Consider the following 20,847-nt stretch of genomic DNA (forward strand, 5'->3'; position numbering starts at 1 on the left):
CCCGTTGACACCATCATTTTATATTCAAACAAAACGCAAGGTCATACATTCAAATAGCCTACGAACTTATTTGATTAATTTTATTGGCGAAACGTCTTTCGCATAAGACGTCAAATTCAACGGATTTATCCGATAGTGAAGGTGTGCATATTTAAGGCATGCGGTTAAATTTTGTTCAATGCCTGCCTGTGAATGCTTAGGCGTTGTATCCCTGATGCTTAGCAAAACCAATCTCGCGGCTCTTTTGGTGATATTGTCGGGCAGAAATAAAACCGTTTTGGAAATATTCAGCAAATTTTTTAGCCTGACTTCAGGAGTGCAGCGATAAGACGACTTTAATAATTCTTTGAAATAGTTATAATTTTTACTTGGGTCAGATTTTTGGCACAATTTACGGAAGTTTTTGATAAGGTAAAAGGTAATATCATTACAATACTTTTGGCCTAATCCAGGCATCATTTTAAGTATAAAATCATAGGCTTGGGGATAATGTTGCTTTGGCAGAGACATCAGGCAAAAGTTACAAAAATAGGCCAAAGCAGTCCCTTGCAATTGGGCTTTCTTGCCATCCAGTTTTTTTTGAGCTGGCCATGCGGAGGTGATGCGCTGAATTTTTTCATAGACAAAAATCCGTTGATTCTTCTCCAGGGCGCTAAAGTTATCCATTACCGTCAATAGTTGTTTAAGCTGGTTATGCGGGCTGAAGCTGGCGATAATACCGGTTTGGGAAGACGTTCCCAAGAGGATTTGCAACAGATTAAAATCACAGTTGTTCCACAGACCCCTAATGATTTGTTCATTCTGTGCGGTTGTTCCGATGGAAAGATTCGGTTTTTCTCTCAGAGCCGTCCTTTCCCTGCCATCTGTTTCGACCACAGCGCGACGTCCGGCGTCCATGATCGTCCCCGGATGATTTGCGCTGCGTTGATTTCTATTTAGATTGCTTAAGCTCAGTTGCCTTGATGGGCGAATTAACGCAACATCGGCACACGACGTTATTGTAACAGACGAATTATGCACCCTGTTTAACCTCTCAATGGCTGGTGCCTGGATATTTCTCCTGGGTATTTGGTTGTTGAGGTCGTGACTCAGTTTCAAACTACTTACCACAAGATCATTTACCATCAAACTATTTCCCATCGACCCATTTGTCTTCAATATATTTACCTTTTAACATTTGCCATCAGCTATCTGCCATAAACCATCCACCCTCAAGAAACGGGAATTATTTTAATTTTAATAATTAATATTACCAGACAAATTAATAGCCTTATGAGTATTTGATACAACTTTTTTTACCAAGCCATCGGCAACCCTTTCAAATATACATATAGTATCTTGCTTTGATGATAGATACTCCCCTTTTTACGATTCTATTGATACAATATTGAGTCCTTGGCATGGTCCAAAATAGTGGTCAGATAATGGCAGGTAGGACACAAAAACGAACCCTCGTTCGCAAGATCCGTTACAAAATAACAAAGGCTGTACCTTTCATTTAATGACAGTCTTTTTATATTACCGTTGATTTGCATTGAAAGATAATATTGATAAGGTGGTGGGAACTCGCCGAATCTGGAGAGCAAATCAATACAGGCGCACAAAAGCTGGCCCTCTTCTATTTGCGCCAGTCCTTGCTCTTTGAAAACATTAATGGCTAACTGTTGCAACCTGGGAGGCCAATCCGCGGTAATGGCACGGGCACGAGTGAGCATCTGCTTATGCTCAGATATTTCATCCTGCGCCGGGATTAATCTGTCCCGATCGCACACTGCCCCACCGGTAAATACTCTCTTGATAATAGATGTGGACTTACTAAAGGACCTGCATATAGACAGCTTTTGCGCCCAGCAAGGTCCCGCGTGCTCTTTTACTTGATGATGGCTGTCTTTGCCATTAAGTGAGTTAATATTCGCCAAACAATCTTTTCCTTTTGGCGCCATCCCCTCGAGCGTCGGCAGAGAGACATCGGGCTGATTACCGACGCCGGTGATATTTACCTGCCTGGAGGAATTAGAAAGATTTTTATGAAACGAATGTATGAACGGCTCAATTTCTCCGGTTTCCTTGTCCTGGTGGAAACAATTCCATGTCAAGCGGAACATTACTCACTCCTGATTATAATGAATTACATAAATCTAGATATCCGTAGTTTACGCAAATGTTATGTTAATCTCAAAGCTATACCTAATTTGGGAGGAAAATAATATGTTGAAGAATGGTGGGTGGGGAATTTCATATATTTTATAAACAAAAAAAAGCCGATCAGTTTCCTGACCGGCTTTCATCATTACCTTATACCCGCACTCACGCTATACTAACGGTGCATGCAATTATATTTTAATCCAACCACTCGGTATGGAATACGCCGTCTTTATCAGTGCGTTTATAGGTATGCGCACCAAAATAGTCACGCTGAGCCTGTATCAAATTGGCCGGCAACACGGCGGAACGATAGCTGTCATAATAAGCAATGGCCGCTGACAATGTTGGCGTCGGTATACCGTGCTGAACGGCAAACGCCACGACATCACGCAGTGCCTGCTGATATTCATCGGCAATCTTCTTGAAATACGGCGCGAGCAGCAGGTTGGCGATATCGGCATTCTCGGCATAGGCATCGGTGATTTTTTGCAGGAACTGCGCCCGAATAATACAACCTGCACGGAAAATCTTCGCGATCTCGCCATAATGCAAGTTCCAGTTATTCTCTTCCGAGGCGGCTTTTAACTGAGAAAAACCTTGCGCGTACGAGACGATTTTACCCAAATAAAGCGCACGGCGCACCTTCTCTGTAAACTCCGCTTTATCACCGGTAAACGCCTCATCTTTCGGGCCGGTGAGTATTTTTGAGGCGGCAACCCGCTGTGATTTCAAAGAAGAGAGGTAACGGGCAAACACCGATTCGGTAATCAGGCTCAGCGGTTCGCCCAGGTCCAACGAACTCTGGCTGGTCCACTTACCGGTACCTTTATTGGCGGCTTCGTCCAAAATCACATCTACCAAATATTTACCCTCTTCATCCTTCTTGGTAAAAATATCTTTGGTGATATCAATCAGGTAACTATTCAGCTCGCCCTTATTCCACTCGCTGAACGTCGCGGCCAACTGCTCGTTACTCAGATGCAGGGCATTCTTCAATAACGAATAAGCCTCTGAAATCAGCTGCATATCGCCGTATTCAATACCATTATGCACCATTTTGACATAATGACCGGCGCCATCCGGACCGATATAGGTCACACAGGCTTCGCCTTCAGCGCGCGCGGCAATTTTTTCCAGGATCGGCGCCACCAGGTCATAAGCGGCTTTCTGCCCACCCGGCATAATCGACGGCCCCTTCAGTGCGCCCTCTTCGCCACCGGAGACGCCCGTACCGATAAAGTTGAACCCCTCGGCGGACAACTCCTTATTGCGACGAATGGTATCGCGATAGAAAGTGTTGCCGCCGTCAATCAGGATGTCGCCTTTGTCCAGGTAAGGTTTCAGCGATTCGATGGTTTTGTCGGTGCCTTCGCCGGCTTTGACCATTAACAGGATACGGCGGGGTTTTTCCAAAGAATTGACAAACTCTTCCAACGTGTAATACGGCACCAGCTTCTTACCTGGATTTTCCGCAGTCACCTCTTCCGTCTTCTCACGGGAACGGTTAAAGATCGAAACACTGTAACCGCGGCTCTCGATGTTCAGCGCCAGATTGCGCCCCATTACCGCCATACCGACTACGCCGATCTGTTGTGTGGACATTAAGCAACTCCTGTCTGATTGATTTCCCCTCCTTACCCGGTTACACGTGGGGAGGGGGTAAACATGTGGCAAATATGTTAACTCATGATAGCGTATGCAGGTAGTAATTGATGTAATAGTTACCCCTGTACATAGGATTTTAGTCGCCGGTGATGGCAACCGAATCACAGGCGCTGTTCTGATTCTTGTCCAACGTGAACGTTATCCGCTTACCGATTAACGCTTTCATATCAAAGGCATGTGACGCGCCATTGCTGATTTTGGCTGTCTGCTCCGTGCTGTCCGGACCGGTAATGGTCACCACCACCCCGTCGGCATTTTTGCAGCTCAGATCACCGGAACGCACTATCAGCTTATCCATATACCAGGTAAAGTGACTGACGGTGGGGTGGTTCTCCCCTGGGTGCGCGCTGAGTGCCCGATCATCGACGTAGTCAAATCGTCCCCATTTATCACCGAGCTGGGTTTGCGAATCCAAAAAAACCTTCTGCAGAGAGTGTGCATAATAATCACGCCACTCCGGATACCGTTCAAAAAAACGCTCGAGAAAAGCCGCTATTTCGGCGTCGGTAAAACCCCGCTGTTTTTCGAAGATATATGCGTGGATATTGCCGTCAAGAACATAATCATATGGCAATTTTTTATAGGCCGCCCCTATGCCCTGAGCGCTCAACAACGCTTCCGCCGGCCATTTTACCACGTACTGGCCGCTGGAAAGATGCAGTTCCACCGGATCGGCCACCACCATATATTTTGCCATAAAGGGTTCTAGCCTAAGCTTGTCGCGCAAATCGATCTGGGAAATTTTCATCATTTGCGCGTCCAGCCTGCCGCTTGAAAGAGTGGATATCAAATCATCGCTTAACCGACCGCTTGAACTGAGCACAGCGAATTTTTCCTGGTTGCCGGTTAAGGTAGTCAGCACGCTGACCAGTGCGCGATAGTTTTCAAAATGGTCCAGTCTGAGACTGTAATTTTTATCCGGAAGAATTTTTTCCACCGGGTCGGGGACGCTGGGTCCGCCGCGATACAAAGCGCCGATCAGCATAACTGCGCATAGCGCGATAGCAATGCTCATTACCGCGCCCGCTATACGGGATTGAAACACAAAGACGACGTTTAACAAACCGGTCAATGCAATAATGAAGATCCACAAAGCAAACGGCAGCTGATGCTGAATACCCGGCGATTGGGTGCGGGTGAACATCACAAAGCTGATAATCAGATTCGCCAGTGAAAACCAACAGATAAGGCTGGTTTTCCGTCCCGGCCAGCGTAATGCGAACAGCAGCCCAAGAGCCGCAAATGGCAGGATATAATAACCGATACCGTTCAGGGTATATTTAACCGACCATAAAAAGGAACTTTGATAGGCTGAGTACTCGTAACTGTAGTTGGTACGCAGAATCCGCAAAATAAGCGAAGACTGAAACGCATAAGCCAGGATAACCGTTGAGATACCGGCAAAAAGAAAGCCGATAAATACCCGGTTCATACGGGTGGTCAGCGGTATCTCATTAAATTCCGTAGCGGTCATGCGCAGCCTGTCGTACCAGAACGATAATACCGGCAGCGTGATAAACAGCGTGACGACGATGTAGGCATACCAGCGGCGCAGCAAAAACGGTGTCCACAGCAACAGACCAAGCAGCAGCGATTTTTTCAACGATACGCGCAACGAAAATCTGGCATTCATAACATACAACATCGCGCCAACCAGCGGAATCAAACCGACGATATCCGGAAATCCGCGCAGCGTCGGCCGCCAGAACGGTACAAACAGCGCCGCCATGACCAGAGAAAAAAACGCCGCCGCGGTCCGATCGTCATATAACCGTTCAAACAGCCGCGACAGGAACCAGCTGGTCAGCCCGAGATACACCAGCGACAATCCCAGGATATAAGCAAAGCGGCTGTCGCCCAATACAACGTAAAACGGAAACAGCAGAGAAACCGGCAACGGATTATAATCGTTACCCCGGATGTTATGCTCGTTTTCGTTTAGCCATTGGAAAAAGTGATGGCTGAACATCTCGCCGTACTTTTGCCAAATGCTCCAGTAGCCATGGAAGTCCCAAACATAGACCAGCTGTTCGCCGGCAATGTAAATCCAAGTATTCACTAAGATAAAAAACGCCAGTACACAAAAAACAACGTTTTTTTTAACGCCCAAAGTCATGTTCATGCATAGTCCATTTATTGTAGGTATTCATCAACAATATATTTTGGCCGATGTTTAACTTCTAAATATACTTTCCCTATATATTCTCCAATTATCCCAATCGAGAGCATTTGAATGCCGCCGAGGAAAAAAATCGCTATCATCACCGATGTCCAGCCTTCAACGGTGCTACCGAGGATTTTTTCAGCCAGCGCGTAAATTGCCGTCAAAAAAGATAACAGCGAAATCGCAAAACCGGTAAAGGCAATAATGCGCAGAGGAGTGATGGACAGCGAGGTAATGCCCTCAAGCGCCAACCCCAACATTTTCCTCAACGGATATTTGGACTCGCCGGCCAGACGGCTGCCGCGGCTATAAAAAACCTGCTCGGTCTGAAAACCCACCAGCGGTACCAGGCCCCGGATATAGATGTTCTCTTCGGTGTAAGAAAGCAGTGATTTTAGCGCGCGGGCGCTTAACAGACGAAAATCCGCATGGTTTTCGATCTGGTTAACCCCAAGAATTTTCATGAGCTTGTAAAAGCAGAGGGCGGTGTTACGTTTGAATACCGTATCAGTATCACGATTCTCCCGCACACCATAAACGATATCTTTGCCTGACAGGTAAGCATCAACCATTTTACCAATCACCTGGATATCGTCCTGCAGATCGGCGTCGATGCTGACGGTAATGTCGCTGTCCGCATGTTCCAACCCCGCCCACAATGCCCGTTGATGACCGCGGTTGCGCGATAACTTCAAGCCGTGGACATCGTCGTACCGCCGGTGGGCCGCGCTTATCAGCTGCCATGTCTGATCCCGGCTGCCATCGTCGACAAACAGCAGGCAGCTTCTTTCGCTTATCTTGCCGTTTTCCCGTAATTGCGACAGCACCTGCCGTAAACGCAGCAGACAATCGGGAAACACTTCTTCCTCATTATAACAAGGCACCACGATAGTGAGGACGAGCGGCACATTGGAAGAAAGCGGTCTCTCCCTCATATCACCTAAATTTTTTACCGGACTGTTCATTTATTTCATGGCCCACATTTTATTTATCACAAAACCGATTATTGTATAAACCACCATGCCCATGCATTGAACGATATAAGAATGAGCAGGTAAAAAATGGAGCGCAACGGTGATGGCCACTACATTGGCCAACCAAGATATGACAACGCATATTAAAAACTTTAATGAGGTTTTCAACTCTATTTTTTTAGCAAAGGTAAACACGCTATTAAGCACATAGCTGAATAACACCCCCACGATGTAGCCTGAAATATTGGCACGATAAAGGGACAAGCCATAGTGCATTAGAGTGAAAATAACCGCGGCACAGACCAGTGTATTTATACCGCCAACCAGACAATATTTAAGCAGTTGCAAAAGTGGTGGAGAAATTAATTTAAACGTATTCACTCTACCTCATCCCCAAAACCGGCGCCGGCCGCAGAAAAAAGCCACAAATCAAGGTCAATGCCGATATCAGCCGACTGGATCATAGCGCCATGAATAATGAATTTTTCTAATGATTTTTTAGCACGACGATCCCAAGTGCGAAAATCAATAACCGCCGGCGGACATCGCCCGCTGATAGAGCTTGAGGGTGGCGTTAATAATAAGCGAAGAGGCAAATTTGTTTTCCACGCGTTCCCGGCTGCGTATTCCCATTGCCGCCCGCTTGTTTGGACTGGTAAGCAATGCTTCCAGTTTATCCGCCAGCAAACCGACGTTACGTTTCTCAACCAGGCAGCCGCTATATTCATCAATAATCAGGCTTTGGCAACCGCCGACATCATAGGCGATGCAGGCCCGTCCCACCGATGCGGCTTCGAGCAGGATACGTGGAATACCTTCCGCGTAGACGGAAGGCAGGGCCACCACATTCGACGCCTCGATCAAACTGTAGACATCATTGCTTTTACCAAGCCAATTGATCAGCGACTCCCGTTGCCATTGTTCGATCTGGCTCAAGGGAATAGCGTCAGGATCGCCTTCCACGGAAATTCCGGCGACATTGAGCTGAAAATCAATACCCTTACGCGCCAGCCTTTTTTTGACTTCCACCAGGTCGCCCAGGCCCTTGCTCCACAACAGCCGGCTGGCGAACAGGACCACCGGCTTATCATGAGGGGTTTCAAGGGAATAATGATAGATATCGGGGTTAATACCGGCACCGTCGATCACCACCGTTTGGAGAGGGTCTACCTGAGTGAGCTCAACCAATGTATTTCTGTCATGTTCATGTTCAAACGCCAGCAGGCATTTTTTATTACTGAAAATGGCCTTATAGGAATGCAGCGTCAGCCAGCGGATGATATTCATGTTCAGCTTACGTTCCATAAATACCCGGCCGAGGCCAACAAAACTCATAATAACCGGTTTATGGTAAAAACGGGCAAAAAATCCGCCCATAAGACAGGGCTTGATGGTAATACAATGCAAGGCTTCGGGATTGATGCTTTTCAGTAAACCCCAACTGTTATACAGCGATCGAATAAAATCAAACGGATTCATCGATTGCTCGGATACCGATGAATTGTGGCACGTCATGCCTAGCGACGTCAGCTTTGTTTTGATTTCTGTACCGACAAAATGACTTATCACATGTATTTCATAACCCGCCGCTTGTGCGGCCATCGCGCGCTCAACCCAGTGCAACTCAAAATACCAGTCTGAATTGATAAAGTAACAAATCTTTTTCATTTAACTCTTACCGGCTAGTGTCGTTTGCCCGTTTTGTGGGTTAAACCGTCAATGATCCCGCGAAACACAAAACCGATGTACTCTTTTTTTCGTGTCTGCGTCGCAACGGTAAGTAAGTATTTAAAAACACGAATAATAATGGCACCGTTGCTGTAGGGACGCTGCCGGCTGAAAAAATCGCGCGACAGCAATAAATTTCTGACCAGATAGTAAACTTTCCACTCCGGGTAAATGCCTTTTTTGGCCGGCGGCACATCGTGAAAAAAAACCAATTCCGGTGAATAACGTATTCGACAACCGACCAGCCTTAAATGCCAGGAAAAATAAAGATCATCAAAATAGATAAACAGCTCCGGATATATATATCTTGTATTCGCTCGAAGTACCCCTTTATCGATAATCAGCCCGACAAAAGAGGCTGAACAGACATCCCGGGGGTGCTCTCCATCGGGTGCGAAATTCACCCCGCCCAGCATAAATCGCAGATCCCGACCGGCGGTATGCGGTAATCTGGTATAGGGCATATTCATCTTGCAAAGACCGTTTTCATTGTCCACCACCTTACAGCAATAGGCATCCCACCGCGGGTCGGCGACAGCGCCGAAACAGGACAATAAATCCGGCGGCGGATAGGCATCGTCATCGTGAAAGACAACCCAATCGGCATCGACATTCGCCGTCACGTATTCTGCCCCGCGCCTGAAACCACCGGCGCCGCCGGGATTACTGTCCGCGTTGATAACGCAGAGCCGGGGATCGTTCAGCTGCGTCAGCCACTCGCGCGTACCATCGGTGGAGGCGTTATTAACAATAATGATTGACCCAAACGGCAAAGCGGCGGTGGCTGCCCAGCATTTTTGCAGTTTTTCCAGCCGATTATAAGTGACAATAAGCGAGGCACAACGGGGCACAGCACTTTCGCCCGCGCCTTTTCCCACATGATTCATCTGACGTTGACCGTAAACACCGGCATCGCCGCCATCTGTCCATCCCGAAGGCTGGCCAGGTAACGCTCGGCGGCGCTCATCGCCTCGGCAATGGTGACGTCCATATCCAGATAACGATAGGTCCCCAGACGTCCGACAAATGTTATGCCCTTTTCACCCTCGGCAAGTCGAAGGTATTGCTCAAGCAGCGCCATCTCGCCTACCTGGCGTATGGGATAATAGGGAATATCTCCCGCTTCGCAGGCCCGGCTGTATTCTTTATAGCAAACAGAACCTTCATGCTTTTCCCATGGGGAGAAATATTTATGCTCGGTGATCCGGGTATAAGGCACCTGTTGCTCGCAGTAGTTCATTACCGCGCAGCCCTGGTAGTCACCCTGATAGCTGAACTTGTCAAAATCCAGTGTCCGGTAACCCAGCCGCCCGAAGCGGTAACCATAAAAACCATCCAGCGAACCGCTATAAAACACATGATCATATCGCAACCGGTCAGCCGCTTCGTACCGGGTATTTAACCGCAGACGGATATTTTCATGATCGGCCATTTTTTCAACCATGATGGTATAGCCGTCCCGAGGCATGCCCTGGAACTTATGGTTAAAATAGTTATCATCATAATTGAAACGGATCGGCAAACGCTTAAGTATTGATGCGGGCAGGTCAGCAGGGGACATGCCCCACTGCTTGAGGGTATAGCCTTTGAAAAACGCCTCATACAGTTCTTTGCCGACGAAACGCAGCGCCTGCTGTTCAAACGTCTGCGGATCCGTGATGGAGCTGTCGCCTTTTTCTGCTATCAACGCCCGTGCCTCGTCCGGCGAACAGGTCTTATTAAAGAACTGATTGATGGTATGCAGATTAATCGGCAGCGAGAAAACCTGTCCGTTGACCGTGGCTTTGACCCGGTTGACATAAGGCATCATGACCGTGAATTGATTAACAAATTCCCATACGGCTTCGTTATCGGTATGGAAAATGTGCGGGCCATAAGTATGAACCATCACACCGCTCTGTTCATCGCGGGCGCTGTAACAATTACCGGCCAGATGGTCGCGGCTGTCGATGATATCGATCTTATGTCCCTGCAAGGCCAGCTTATGGCCAATAACCACACCAGACAAGCCGGCGCCGACGATCAGGATTTTTTTTGATGACATATTAGTTCTCCTTTTCTGTTCCCTGTCTCAGCCCCGCACCATACGGCGGACCTTGTAATAGTATTTAGCCCATAATTGGCGACGTGCAGAACCAACCGGTGCACAGCGGTTAACCCAGGGCATCAGACGGCGCTTGATTTTAGTTTGCAAATGAACCGGTGGCATAATGATGCCGGACATGACGGTGGAGATCGGCCGCCCCAGCAGATGCTCATAAAGCTCTTCTTGCCAGGGTGTATTTGCGATGTATTTTGCAAAGTTATCGTAAAAATCCACCTGAGGATTATTCCAGGGTTTTTGATCCCCGGCATAATGTATCATTTTAGGCTGCTTACGCGCTTTTAGAAAACGCATATAGGTGGAAAATTTCAGATTCGGGAAAAAGTCATCAGTATTACCGTTACCATGGTAAACATTCCATTCCATCGGTAAATAATAGACCCTATCGTAGAACACTTTATTCATGATATCCTGGTCCAGAAACCAGTAGTTTTGACCCTTCATTGCGGTCATTAACGCGCCGAAGGTATTTTCCTTCTTCATTTGCACCACGTTAAATACGATAATCCCGGCCTGAAAATATTTGTCCGGATTATCCATGCCCAATTTGCTTTTCAGATATTGGCCGGCTGTCAGCCCCCCTCCATCTGTGTCGGCAATGGTGCCGAATTTAACAAAACCTTCCATAACGATATCTTTTACCGCCGCCACCAGATTTTCACCCATGGGGACCGCCATCAGCTCGGCCAAATCGCTCTCGACCAGGGTATCGGCATCAATGAAGATTACTTTGCTGAAATCGCTGAACAAGCGGGGGATAAATAGCCGGGCATAGGTGGCCACACTGAAATGGGCCCGGACATAGACCTCTTTAAGCTCGCTAAAAGCATTAACGTCAAAAAAGCGCAGGCTTATATTTTTCCGCCCGGCCAGTAGCGACATCAGACGTTGCTTATTTCTCACAGAGATACCGTTTTCGAGCACCACTAAATCGTAATTTAGCGAGTCAGAAGCATTACTGATAATCGATTTGATCAGCGTGCCTCCACTCAGCGAATAATTATCGTCGAAACAGATGATAATCGGCACATTATTTTGACTGAATGCCGGCTGCAATTTACCGTTAAACGTTTCAGTACGGATAAACGTACGCTGCAATTCCTTGACCCGGTATGCATGCTGGCTAACTTGATGAAGCAAATAGATATTAAGCAGCCGCTCGGCGACATGGCCGATAACGCGTTTCTCCTGTATGTTGTAATTTTTAAAGGAGAAGCGATCCTCCATCTCCGCGAGGATTGAAAATAGCCATGCGGAGTAGTGACGGAAAATATCCTGCCGCATGACAAACATGTTGGTGTAATAACCGTCGGTGGCATCATTAAATTGCTTCACCGCCGACGCGTATTCCGGGTAAAGCGTTAACAGGCAATCAATGGCAGTCTGGTAATCATTGATATGCAGATTGGGGGAAACTTTGTAGTGTGCATAGTTATTTTGACTGCCGGCGGCCCGCACGTCCCATTTTTTCGGCAGGATAATATCGGTATCGCGCAAACATTCGCCAATGGCCTCATCAGTTAAGCCGAATTTTTCCTCATATTCGCGACTGATCATCTCATCATTCACCACGCCCCAATTATCTTCACCATGACTTTGATCAGTGGAAAAGTTAAAATGGCGACGATAGTGCATAAAGCCAATGTAATCACTGTCCGGCGCGTTTTTCCATACCCAGTATTGCGCGGTCAATTCGCAGTAAAACGCATTCTTATAAGAGATATTATCCCCGGAATCATCCCCTAGGCAGCCAATCTCATTGAAACTGTTGGTTTTACCGACATGAAGAGGAATGATCGAAGCCGCATGCAAAAAAGCACTCGGCTTATGGTGGCATGTATAAATCCTGGTGTTGTTCATGTAATAGTCCGAATCAAAACAAAAAACGGTAAAAATGCAAAATAATCAAGCCATAGCGGCCTGATAATGAGCAATTACCGTCTCGGCGTCGCCGATCTCTTTTAATTTATGGCTTTCAATCCAAATAACCTTATCGCATATCTGCTTAATATCTGACAAATTATGGCTGACAAACAGTATGGTCACTCCTTTTTTTCTGAATTCATTGATTGTATTGATGCATTTACGCTGAAAGGAAATATCCCCCACCGCCAGTACCTCATCAATGATCAGGATATCCGGATCGACCTGGGTAATGACCGAAAAACCAAGTTTGGCAAGCATTCCGCTTGAATAGACACGTATTGGTTCATCGATAAACTCACCCAATTCGGAAAACTCAATAATTTTATCCAGCCGCGCATTCAATTCCCTGCGACGCAAACCGAGCAGCGTGGCGTTTAAGCGAATATTCTCACGCCCGGTGAGTTCGGGATGGACCCCCCCCCCCAATTCAAGCATTGACGCCACCCGCCCAACGACCTTCACTGTGCCATTGGTGGGTTTCATCACGCCGGCAACCAGCCCGAGGGATGTACTTTTGCCCGCACCGTTACGCCCGATTAGCGCAACAGATTCCCCTTTATCCACGCAGAAAGTAATATTTTCTATTGCCAGATAACTTCGCCCGGTCAACAACCCCATCGCGCGATGTGGATGAAAAATCAGTTCTTTAATCCCCGAACCGATATGATGGTAAAGGGGATAACGTTTAGTGACGTTATTGAATTCAATGACTCGATTCATTATAAAATCTCTGCGAATCTATATTTTAATGTATTGAAAATCCAAGCGCCCACCGCTAAAAAGCCAAGTGCGTACAGATACATTATGCCCAAATCTTGATAATCGAGCACTCCGTTCATAAACAGATCACGCCAGCTTACGACCATGTTAGCCATCGGATTGTAATGTACCAGCCACTGATACTTCGCCGGTATCATATCGTTTGAATACAAAATCGGCGTACAATAAAAAAGCAACATTATCCCCAGCGTTACAAACCGCTCAAGATCACGGAAAAACAAATTCAGCGTGGAGAGCATCAAGGCAATACCAAGCGTCATTATCATCTGGGCGAGACCGATCAGCGGAATTCCCCACAGCCAGTTCAGAGATGGACGCATGTCATAGACATAAAGGAAAACGATAATCACCGGAATGGTGCATAAGAAGTGCAAGCATTCCATCATGACGTTGCTAAAAGGGATCACCGAGCGTGGAAAAACCGTTTTCTTGATGATTTGTGCATTGGCGATAAATGAAAACAGCGAGGTGGTGGTTGCGCTGGCAAACCATTGCCAAGGGAAAAGACCGGTGATCAAAAAGATGGTGTAATTTGGGATTTGCACCCGCATGATTAATTTGAAAATAAAGTAGTAAATCATTGCAAACAGCAACGGATTCGCGATTGACCATAAGTAACCAAAAAAACTGCTCTTATAGCGTACTTTTAATTCCTTTTCAGTTATGACCGTAGCCAAGTCTAAAAGATATCCCACACTATACTTCATATGAATTGCTCAAATTATGATTAGATATTGTCCAGAGAGTGGCGTTAAAAGAGAGCCACGCTACCGCCCCTGGCGATAGTACAACCAGAAAGTGCTGCCCCTGGTAGTGCAAACATGGAGTGCAACCAGCCTATCGAGCATACGATACACCCTTATACATCCGCGGGATCGTTATGCTCTAATTCGATGTGAATGCTATCATTATCCTGCAAAGAGTAAAAGACGGACCCACCGCCTATCAGACACAGCCCCCAAACAGCGCCTCGCCCTGAATCACGAATGAGTAGCAGCATTATGTATATGCATGATAACTATATTGTCATTAATTATAAATATTGCTAATATATTTCATCAATTTTGCAGGGAACCCGACTCGATTCGGTGACCTTGCGATACGGTGTAAAAGAGTAATTTCATCAATGACGGCAACATTGTATCAATGGCGAGTCCGTGAAAGGTTAACGGGCTCGAAACAGCCCAAGAATCTACCCTTTTTTAGATCAAAATTAATGAGGAATGGCCTGATATTCAGGTGTAACGATGGGAATTCATACAGGTCACAGCTTTATCAACGTTGAAATCCCTGTTAAAGAACGATATGTTTACTTATTGTATTTATTGATAATTGTCGTCAGTTTGTCACCAATATTATTCTCCGACTATGCTTTTTCCGATGACTACACCACGTTATACAACATACTTGTAGGTCATCATGATGCTGTACAGTGGGATATGCTATCCGGCAGGCCGGCCTTCGCATTGCTGCGCTATCTAGGGCAGGAAACGGTATTCAATATTGATGGCTTTTCCCGCCTGCGCTGGATTTCCGTCATCTTTACCAGTCTGTATTGTTGCTTTTTGCGTTTTTTTCTCCAATCGAGAAAAATATTCGCCACGCCGTTAATCACCTTCTTTATGCCGCTAAGCCTGTCGCTGGTACCGTCGGTAGTGGTTTACAGCGCCTGGGCAACCTGCTTCCCGTTTCCCCTGTCCCTGCTGCTGAGCGGACTGGCTTATCACACACTTACGCACGAAAAACTTGTCCTAGGATTACGGTTGCTTTTCGGCATACTGCTCCTGATCCTGGCCTTCGCTATCTATCAGCCCACCGCGATGACCTTTATGTTGTTCGTTTTTTTTGATAATTGCGTCAAAAAAGGCAGCCTTTCGTTTAAAAAACTGATCCTCAGTCTTATTACGCTGGCGGTGGGGATGCTGGCCTGTCTCTTAATGGCCAAAGCATTGCCCATGGCGCTTTACCACCATACCCTTGACCGAAGCGCGTTCACTCGGGATATCACCGGTAAGCTGGCGTGGTTCTGGAAAGAACCGCTACTTAACGCGGTCAGCAATTACAATATCAACCCGGTTTTAGGCTGGACATTTTTCAGCGTGCTCATTTTGCTGGCGGGGCTGGTTAAACTAACCAGCTCAAAACAGGGGCTGCTGAAGATTCTGTTGGCGCTGATGCTGGCAGTGGGCAGTTTTGCGCCCAATCTCGTTGTGGCCGAGAGCTGGGGTGCATTCCGCTCATTGGTGGCATTAGAGTCCATTGTCTGTGCGGTGTTTGTCATGGGCGTATTTGCTGTAGTTTCATTCCTCGATCAAGACCTGAGACGCACGGTGGTAACGGCGCTGTTTGCCATACTAGTGATAGCGACGCAAAACAATCTCTATAGCTATTTTATCAGGCCGCAACAGGCTGAATACCAGACGCTGGCCTTTGCGTTGGCTTCTAAAGTCGATAAAAATTATACCGGCGAAGTCATGTTCGATATCACCGATACCGCATGGAATGCCTTTGCCCCGCTCTCCCGCTATGATGAATACGGCAATATCAGCCTTGCGACCCCATGGGCGCCGCAAGGCATGGCCTTGTCGCTGCAAAGGGCCAAAGGCTATCATTTCACCATGAGGGATAATGTGATTGTCACGCCGTCAAATGCCTGCAGGGATAATTGCATCGTTATCAAGACATCCGATTTTATGCGTGATGGTATGACAAAAGAATAACGTTTGCACTTGCCCGGCGATCTTTCAACATAGTCGCCCAATCTGAGCAACGTGATTGACGTACCACAAAAAAAGACCAGGTTTTAATCTGGTCTTTTAAACTATTACTTCACGCCGAGAGTACTTTATACAATCACTCTTTATAACCGTTCGGATTATTCTTCTGCCAGTTCCAGGTATCCCGCATCATACAGTCCAGATCGCGGGTCACCGCCCACCCCAGTTCCTTTTTCGCCAACGCGGGGTCGGCCCAAAACGCCGCCAGATCCCCCTCGCGCCTTGGCGCGATAACATAAGGAATGGTTTTGCCGGAGGCCTGTTCAAACGCCTTCACCATCCGCAGCACCGACGTACCCACCCCGCCGCCGAGATTATAGGCTTTAAAGCCTTTGAGGTTGGCGAGATGATCCATGGCTTTAAGATGCCCGTCAGCCAGATCCATAACGTGGATATAGTCGCGCAGGCAGGTGCCGTCCTCGGTGGGATAGTCGCCACCGAAAATCTGCAACTGGTCACGGCGCCCTACCGCCACCTGGGCAATAAACGGCAGCAGATTATTGGGAATGCCGTTTGGGTCTTCGCCGATACGGCCGGACTCATGGGCACCCACCGGATTGAAATAGCGCAGGGCAATAATAGAGAATTGCGGTTCGGCCTTGGCAAAATCCGCCAGCACCTGTTCCACCATCACCTTGGAGGTACCGTAAGGACTGGTAGTGCCGCCAATGGGCGAGGTTTCCACATAAGGCACCGCCGCATTGACCCCATACACGGTGGCTGAGGAACTAAAGATAAAACGATGCACGCCTGCGCGGCGCATCTCTTCCAGCAGCACCAGGGTGCCGCTGACGTTGGTCTGATAATACTCCAGCGGTTTATGGGTGGACTCCCCCACCGCCTTCAGGCCGGCAAAATGAATCACCGCCGTAATATCATGATCGTCAAAAATACGCTGCAGACAATCCGGATCTCGCACATCACCTTGATAAAAGATAATGTCCTTGTCCGTTAACTCAGACACCCGGTCAAGTGAGACATCGGACGCATTGCAAAGGTTATCCAGCACCACCACCTCATCGCCACGCTCCAGCAGCGATAAAACCGTATGCGAACCAATGTACCCGGCCCCACCAGTGACGAGAATCGCCATAAGAACTCCTGAAGTTATTTAGCACAGCTTTTTTTACAACAGAAAGCCATGCTACAGAAGGCTTTTGATCTTCTCACGGAAATCTTTGCCGAATTTTTCATTTCTCAGGCCATAGGTCACAAAAGCCTGCATATAACCCAGCTTACGTCCGCAGTTGAAACTTTTACCGGTAAGATACAGGGCATCCACCGGCTGATGATTAACCAGCGAGGCGATAGCATCGGTTAACTGAATACGGCCCCAGGCGCCCGGTTCGGTTTTTTCCAGTAATGGCCAGATATCCGCCGACAGGACATAACGCCCCACCGCCGCCAGATCGGAATCTATCGTGCTCAGGTCCTGTGGTTTTTCAATAAAAGATTGAATATGCGCGCTGTCACCCGGATTGGTGATTTTTTCATCACAGCTGATAACTGAATATTCCGGCAAATGTTCACGGGGCATGGGCTGTACCAACACCTGGCTATGACCGGTTTCATGAAACCGCTTGACCATATCGGCCAGATTTTGCGTGCGGTTGTTATAGGTAGAATCATCCAGCAGGATATCCGGTAACACCACCACGAACGGCGAATCCCCCAACATCGGCTTGGCACACAGAATGGCATGGCCCAGACCCAGCGGCTCGCCTTGGCGCACGTTCATAATGGTCAGGCCTTTGGGGCAAATCGCCTGCACTTCCTTCAGCAGGGTATTTTTCACCCGGGCTTCCAGCAGGGCTTCCAGTTCATAAGAGGTATCAAAATGGTTTTCAATGGCATTTTTTGATGCATGGGTCACCAGCACAATCTCTTTAATGCCTGCGGCCGCGCACTCTTCAACCAGGTACTGGATCATCGGCTTATCGACGATGGGCAGCATCTCTTTCGGTATGGCTTTGGTGGCTGGCAGAAGATGCATGCCCAGGCCTGCAACGGGTATAACAGCTTTTAAAATTTTCATTCAATAAGCACCAAGTGGTTAAAAAAAAGACATAACTTTATAAACATAGTTACAATAATAGCACCAGGACAAGAGATATGATTACTCACTTCTTAACAATGCCAGCAATGCTGCTGTTTTTTTGTACATCAGCGCGGGATTCTCCTTTTTAACGATCCTTAAATATCTTTTAATGCTATGGCACTACCCAGATAATTCAGGTGCTGCCTGTCGTAGTATAGAGCCTGTCCATGATTCAAAAACTTACACTCATCATTTTTACAAAGAATAGCATTTGGATCATAAATTTGCACATTCGAAGAAACCAGCGAATCAAGAAATTTATCAATTTCAGGATTTTTAGCCATAATATTCGATGTATAGTCATCAGATAATTGAACGGAATCTTTTACTATCAAAGTATGAACAAAATTTCTCAATTTTATATCTTTATTATAAACTGAATTAACGACGTTGAAATTCATAAAGGGTACGTCTTTTATGATTATTATTTTTTTATCTGCTTTTTGTAAACTTTCAATGGCATTAGTAAGCCCAAGCCGCAACGCGTCAATGCTGCCAAGCGTCAAATTATTTTTTAACGGGACATAACCCTCGCTGTTATCGTTGTTTCCAACACCAGAATCCCAATAGCTGGACATTACAACTTCTGTAATATTTGGGTTACCTAAAATATAATTTAATACGTTTTTATTATAAACCGCACATTCGGAACCGTGATCAGGGTATTGTTCCAAAGTCAATGTTGTACCGATCAAAAATGGACATGAAGATTTTGTTAACTGATAAACTAAGAAATTTTTCTTATTGGCATATAAGTCAATGCCTCCCCTTAACGCCGCGGCATGACTATCTCCAACTAATGCGACACCCGGTTTATTCTCAACTTCCGGTATACATCTATTGCTTCTGGAAAAATCTGTCGGGCCATATCTGACCAAACATTCATCATGAATGCTAAATAACCTATTTTTCTCAGCGGCAATGACATTTTGGCTTACCCTGCTAGGTATTCCATTTTGAAAATAAATCCACAAAAAAGGAAAAATCAGCAATACACAGACTATTAAATAGCCATAAATAATTCGCTTATCTGTAAATCTAAACTTAACTCTGAAAGGCGTTTCAATATATTTATATGATAAATATGCAATGAATAAAGAAATCGAACAGATGATTAAGGCCGAGACAACGGGGAGGGTTCCATTTAAGCTTAAGCGTGCAAAGCTAAGAAGAGGCCAATGCCATAAGTACCATGAATAGGACACTACCCCAAAGAAAACCATGATCTTATTTCCTAAAATAAAATCACTTATCTTCCCGTTTCCCATAATTATAAATAGGCTGCCTATCACTGGCATCAGTGCTATGAAACCCGGAAAAGGAATTTTTTCAGTCAAAAATAAAAATGATATTATCAAAAATATAAATCCACTTACAAAGAATATATCTCTTATTTTTAAACTTGTTATTCTTATTTTATCCTCTTTGAGTAACATTGCCAAAATAGCGCCACACCCTAATTCCCAGGCCCTGGTTGGAAGAATATAAAAAGACAACATCGGGTGACTAAACGTCAAGAACACACTGGTAATAAATGATAGTAAAGTTATACAGAATATTAACATGATTGCTTTTGTTGTTTTTCTAAAAAGCAACAACAATAATAATATAGGAAAGAATATATAAAATTGTTCTTCAATACCCAAAGACCAAGTCATTAGTAGTGGATTAAGGTTTGACCCGGGTGAAAAATAGTCTATTCTTTGCCAAAAGGCGATATTTGAAACCGACATTAGGGTGGAAATCGAAAAGTATGAAAAATCCTTGAACTCTAAAGGTGCTAAATAAAAATATGAAAAAATTGCACATATCACTAACATAAAAATCAACGCGGGGGCGATCCTTCTTATTCTCCTCATATAAAACTTACGAAAAAAGAATACGTTTTCTTTCATTTCAGAATAAAGAATACCCCCAATAAGAAAACCTGAAATGACAAAAAAAACGTCGACACCGACAAAACCGCCAGGAACGAGAGGGACTCCCGCATGAAATAAAACAACCGATAAAATCGCTAGAGCTCTCAGTCCATCAATGTCTTTCCGGTACTTCTTGTTATAAAGATTATTTCCAGGATTCATAGCTTTTCCTTTCGATATTGTTATTGCAACAATAAAATTGGAAAGCCATTACTGTAAACTGTTAGAAGTTATAGGGATGTGAGTTATCTATAAAATCTCAAAGAAGTAAAAGTAACTAACCATTACACATAATCGAAAATTCTTTATTGGAAAGAATTAGAAGTGTTACATTAAAATAACATATATTCATTACTCGCTTCTTAACAGCGATAGTAATGCTGCCGTTTTTTCTTTCAAAAGTGCAGTATTGTTTTTTGTCTCAACATTCAAACGTATCATCGCCTGATGTTTGAGCTGCTAGATCAAAACGTCAATAGTCAAATAGCCCCTCTAATTCATCGCCGCGCTCCAATAGAAATAAACCGTATGCGAACCAATGTACCCCGCCCCGCCGGTGACGGGAAT

Annotated in this window: 16 protein-coding genes; 1 reads left to right on the forward strand and 15 read right to left on the reverse strand. The window is 45.8% G+C overall.

The window, feature by feature from the left end:
• Positions 1-66 precede the first annotated feature (66 nt).
• The 12 genes from HB631_RS10705 to HB631_RS10760 form a co-directional block, all read right to left on the reverse strand.
• Entirely contained in the window at positions 67-1,125 is a 1,059-nt protein-coding gene (locus HB631_RS10705) for a hypothetical protein (RefSeq protein ID WP_213991131.1), read from the reverse strand.
• A 248-nt stretch (positions 1,126-1,373) separates the two neighbouring features.
• Entirely contained in the window at positions 1,374-2,105 is a 732-nt protein-coding gene (locus tag HB631_RS10710) for a hypothetical protein (protein ID WP_213991132.1), read from the reverse strand.
• A gap of 235 nt (positions 2,106-2,340) precedes the next feature.
• Positions 2,341-3,747 (reverse strand): NADP-dependent phosphogluconate dehydrogenase, encoded by a 1,407-nt coding sequence (gene gndA, locus HB631_RS10715; RefSeq protein ID WP_213991133.1) that lies wholly within the window; start codon positions 3,745-3,747, stop codon positions 2,341-2,343.
• A gap of 139 nt (positions 3,748-3,886) precedes the next feature.
• Complete coding sequence (locus tag HB631_RS10720; RefSeq protein ID WP_213991134.1) at positions 3,887-5,932, reverse strand: hypothetical protein; 2,046 nt, start codon at positions 5,930-5,932, stop codon at positions 3,887-3,889.
• A gap of 11 nt (positions 5,933-5,943) precedes the next feature.
• A complete protein-coding gene (locus tag HB631_RS10725) occupies positions 5,944-6,909 on the reverse strand; it encodes a glycosyltransferase family 2 protein (RefSeq protein ID WP_213991135.1) in 966 nt (321 codons plus the stop codon).
• Between the two features lie 30 nt (positions 6,910-6,939).
• Positions 6,940-7,329, reverse strand: coding sequence for a GtrA family protein (locus HB631_RS10730; protein WP_213991136.1), 390 nt, complete (start codon positions 7,327-7,329; stop codon positions 6,940-6,942).
• Between the two features lie 144 nt (positions 7,330-7,473).
• Positions 7,474-8,616, reverse strand: a complete 1,143-nt coding sequence (locus HB631_RS10735) for a glycosyltransferase family 4 protein (RefSeq protein ID WP_213991137.1) — start codon at positions 8,614-8,616, stop codon at positions 7,474-7,476.
• Between the two features lie 14 nt (positions 8,617-8,630).
• Positions 8,631-9,563: a glycosyltransferase gene (locus HB631_RS10740; RefSeq protein WP_213991138.1), complete on the reverse strand. Its 933-nt coding sequence runs from the start codon at positions 9,561-9,563 to the stop codon at positions 8,631-8,633.
• A complete protein-coding gene (gene glf / locus HB631_RS10745; RefSeq protein ID WP_213991139.1) occupies positions 9,560-10,720 on the reverse strand; it encodes a UDP-galactopyranose mutase in 1,161 nt (386 codons plus the stop codon). The genes HB631_RS10740 and glf overlap by 4 nt, the downstream gene beginning before the upstream one ends.
• A gap of 27 nt (positions 10,721-10,747) precedes the next feature.
• Positions 10,748-12,640: a DUF4422 domain-containing protein gene (locus HB631_RS10750; RefSeq protein WP_213991140.1), complete on the reverse strand. Its 1,893-nt coding sequence runs from the start codon at positions 12,638-12,640 to the stop codon at positions 10,748-10,750.
• Positions 12,641-12,685: 45 nt separating this feature from the next.
• Positions 12,686-13,426: an ABC transporter ATP-binding protein gene (locus tag HB631_RS10755; protein ID WP_213991141.1), complete on the reverse strand. Its 741-nt coding sequence runs from the start codon at positions 13,424-13,426 to the stop codon at positions 12,686-12,688.
• A complete protein-coding gene (locus HB631_RS10760; protein WP_213991142.1) occupies positions 13,426-14,193 on the reverse strand; it encodes an ABC transporter permease in 768 nt (255 codons plus the stop codon). Before HB631_RS10760 ends, HB631_RS10755 begins: the two co-directional genes overlap by 1 nt.
• A gap of 540 nt (positions 14,194-14,733) precedes the next feature.
• On the opposite strand from HB631_RS10760, the gene HB631_RS10765 reads away from it, so the two are divergent.
• A complete protein-coding gene (locus tag HB631_RS10765; RefSeq protein WP_213991143.1) occupies positions 14,734-16,206 on the forward strand; it encodes a glucosyltransferase domain-containing protein in 1,473 nt (490 codons plus the stop codon).
• Positions 16,207-16,339: 133 nt separating this feature from the next.
• On the opposite strand, the gene galE is transcribed toward HB631_RS10765, so the two are convergent.
• From galE to HB631_RS10780, 3 genes are all read right to left on the reverse strand, one after another.
• On the reverse strand, positions 16,340-17,356 hold the full coding sequence (galE, locus tag HB631_RS10770) for a UDP-glucose 4-epimerase GalE (RefSeq protein WP_213991144.1): 1,017 nt from the start codon (positions 17,354-17,356) through the stop codon (positions 16,340-16,342).
• 51 nt (positions 17,357-17,407) lie between these two features.
• Positions 17,408-18,298 (reverse strand): sugar phosphate nucleotidyltransferase, encoded by an 891-nt coding sequence (locus HB631_RS10775; protein ID WP_213991145.1) that lies wholly within the window; start codon positions 18,296-18,298, stop codon positions 17,408-17,410.
• Positions 18,299-18,456: 158 nt separating this feature from the next.
• Complete coding sequence (locus HB631_RS10780) at positions 18,457-20,442, reverse strand: acyltransferase family protein (protein ID WP_213991146.1); 1,986 nt, start codon at positions 20,440-20,442, stop codon at positions 18,457-18,459.
• Between the last annotated feature and the right edge of the window lie 405 nt (positions 20,443-20,847).

It is taken from the genome of Sodalis sp. dw_96 (assembly GCF_018449575.1).
GTDB lineage: Bacteria > Pseudomonadota > Gammaproteobacteria > Enterobacterales > Enterobacteriaceae > Acerihabitans.

Coding starts and splice junctions, on each gene's coding strand:
- HB631_RS10705 (WP_213991131.1), bottom strand. CDS start 1,125: ATGGTAAATGATCTTGTGGTAAGTAGTTTGAAACTGAGTCACGACCTC.
- HB631_RS10710 (WP_213991132.1), bottom strand. CDS start 2,105: ATGTTCCGCTTGACATGGAATTGTTTCCACCAGGACAAGGAAACCGGA.
- gndA (WP_213991133.1), bottom strand. CDS start 3,747: ATGTCCACACAACAGATCGGCGTAGTCGGTATGGCGGTAATGGGGCGC.
- HB631_RS10720 (WP_213991134.1), bottom strand. CDS start 5,932: ATGAACATGACTTTGGGCGTTAAAAAAAACGTTGTTTTTTGTGTACTG.
- HB631_RS10725 (WP_213991135.1), bottom strand. CDS start 6,909: ATGAGGGAGAGACCGCTTTCTTCCAATGTGCCGCTCGTCCTCACTATC.
- HB631_RS10735 (WP_213991137.1), bottom strand. CDS start 8,616: ATGAAAAAGATTTGTTACTTTATCAATTCAGACTGGTATTTTGAGTTG.
- HB631_RS10740 (WP_213991138.1), bottom strand. CDS start 9,563: ATGAATCATGTGGGAAAAGGCGCGGGCGAAAGTGCTGTGCCCCGTTGT.
- glf (WP_213991139.1), bottom strand. CDS start 10,720: ATGTCATCAAAAAAAATCCTGATCGTCGGCGCCGGCTTGTCTGGTGTG.
- HB631_RS10750 (WP_213991140.1), bottom strand. CDS start 12,640: ATGAACAACACCAGGATTTATACATGCCACCATAAGCCGAGTGCTTTT.
- HB631_RS10755 (WP_213991141.1), bottom strand. CDS start 13,426: ATGAATCGAGTCATTGAATTCAATAACGTCACTAAACGTTATCCCCTT.
- HB631_RS10760 (WP_213991142.1), bottom strand. CDS start 14,193: ATGAAGTATAGTGTGGGATATCTTTTAGACTTGGCTACGGTCATAACT.
- HB631_RS10765 (WP_213991143.1), top strand. CDS start 14,734: ATGGGAATTCATACAGGTCACAGCTTTATCAACGTTGAAATCCCTGTT.
- galE (WP_213991144.1), bottom strand. CDS start 17,356: ATGGCGATTCTCGTCACTGGTGGGGCCGGGTACATTGGTTCGCATACG.
- HB631_RS10775 (WP_213991145.1), bottom strand. CDS start 18,298: ATGAAAATTTTAAAAGCTGTTATACCCGTTGCAGGCCTGGGCATGCAT.
- HB631_RS10780 (WP_213991146.1), bottom strand. CDS start 20,442: ATGAATCCTGGAAATAATCTTTATAACAAGAAGTACCGGAAAGACATT.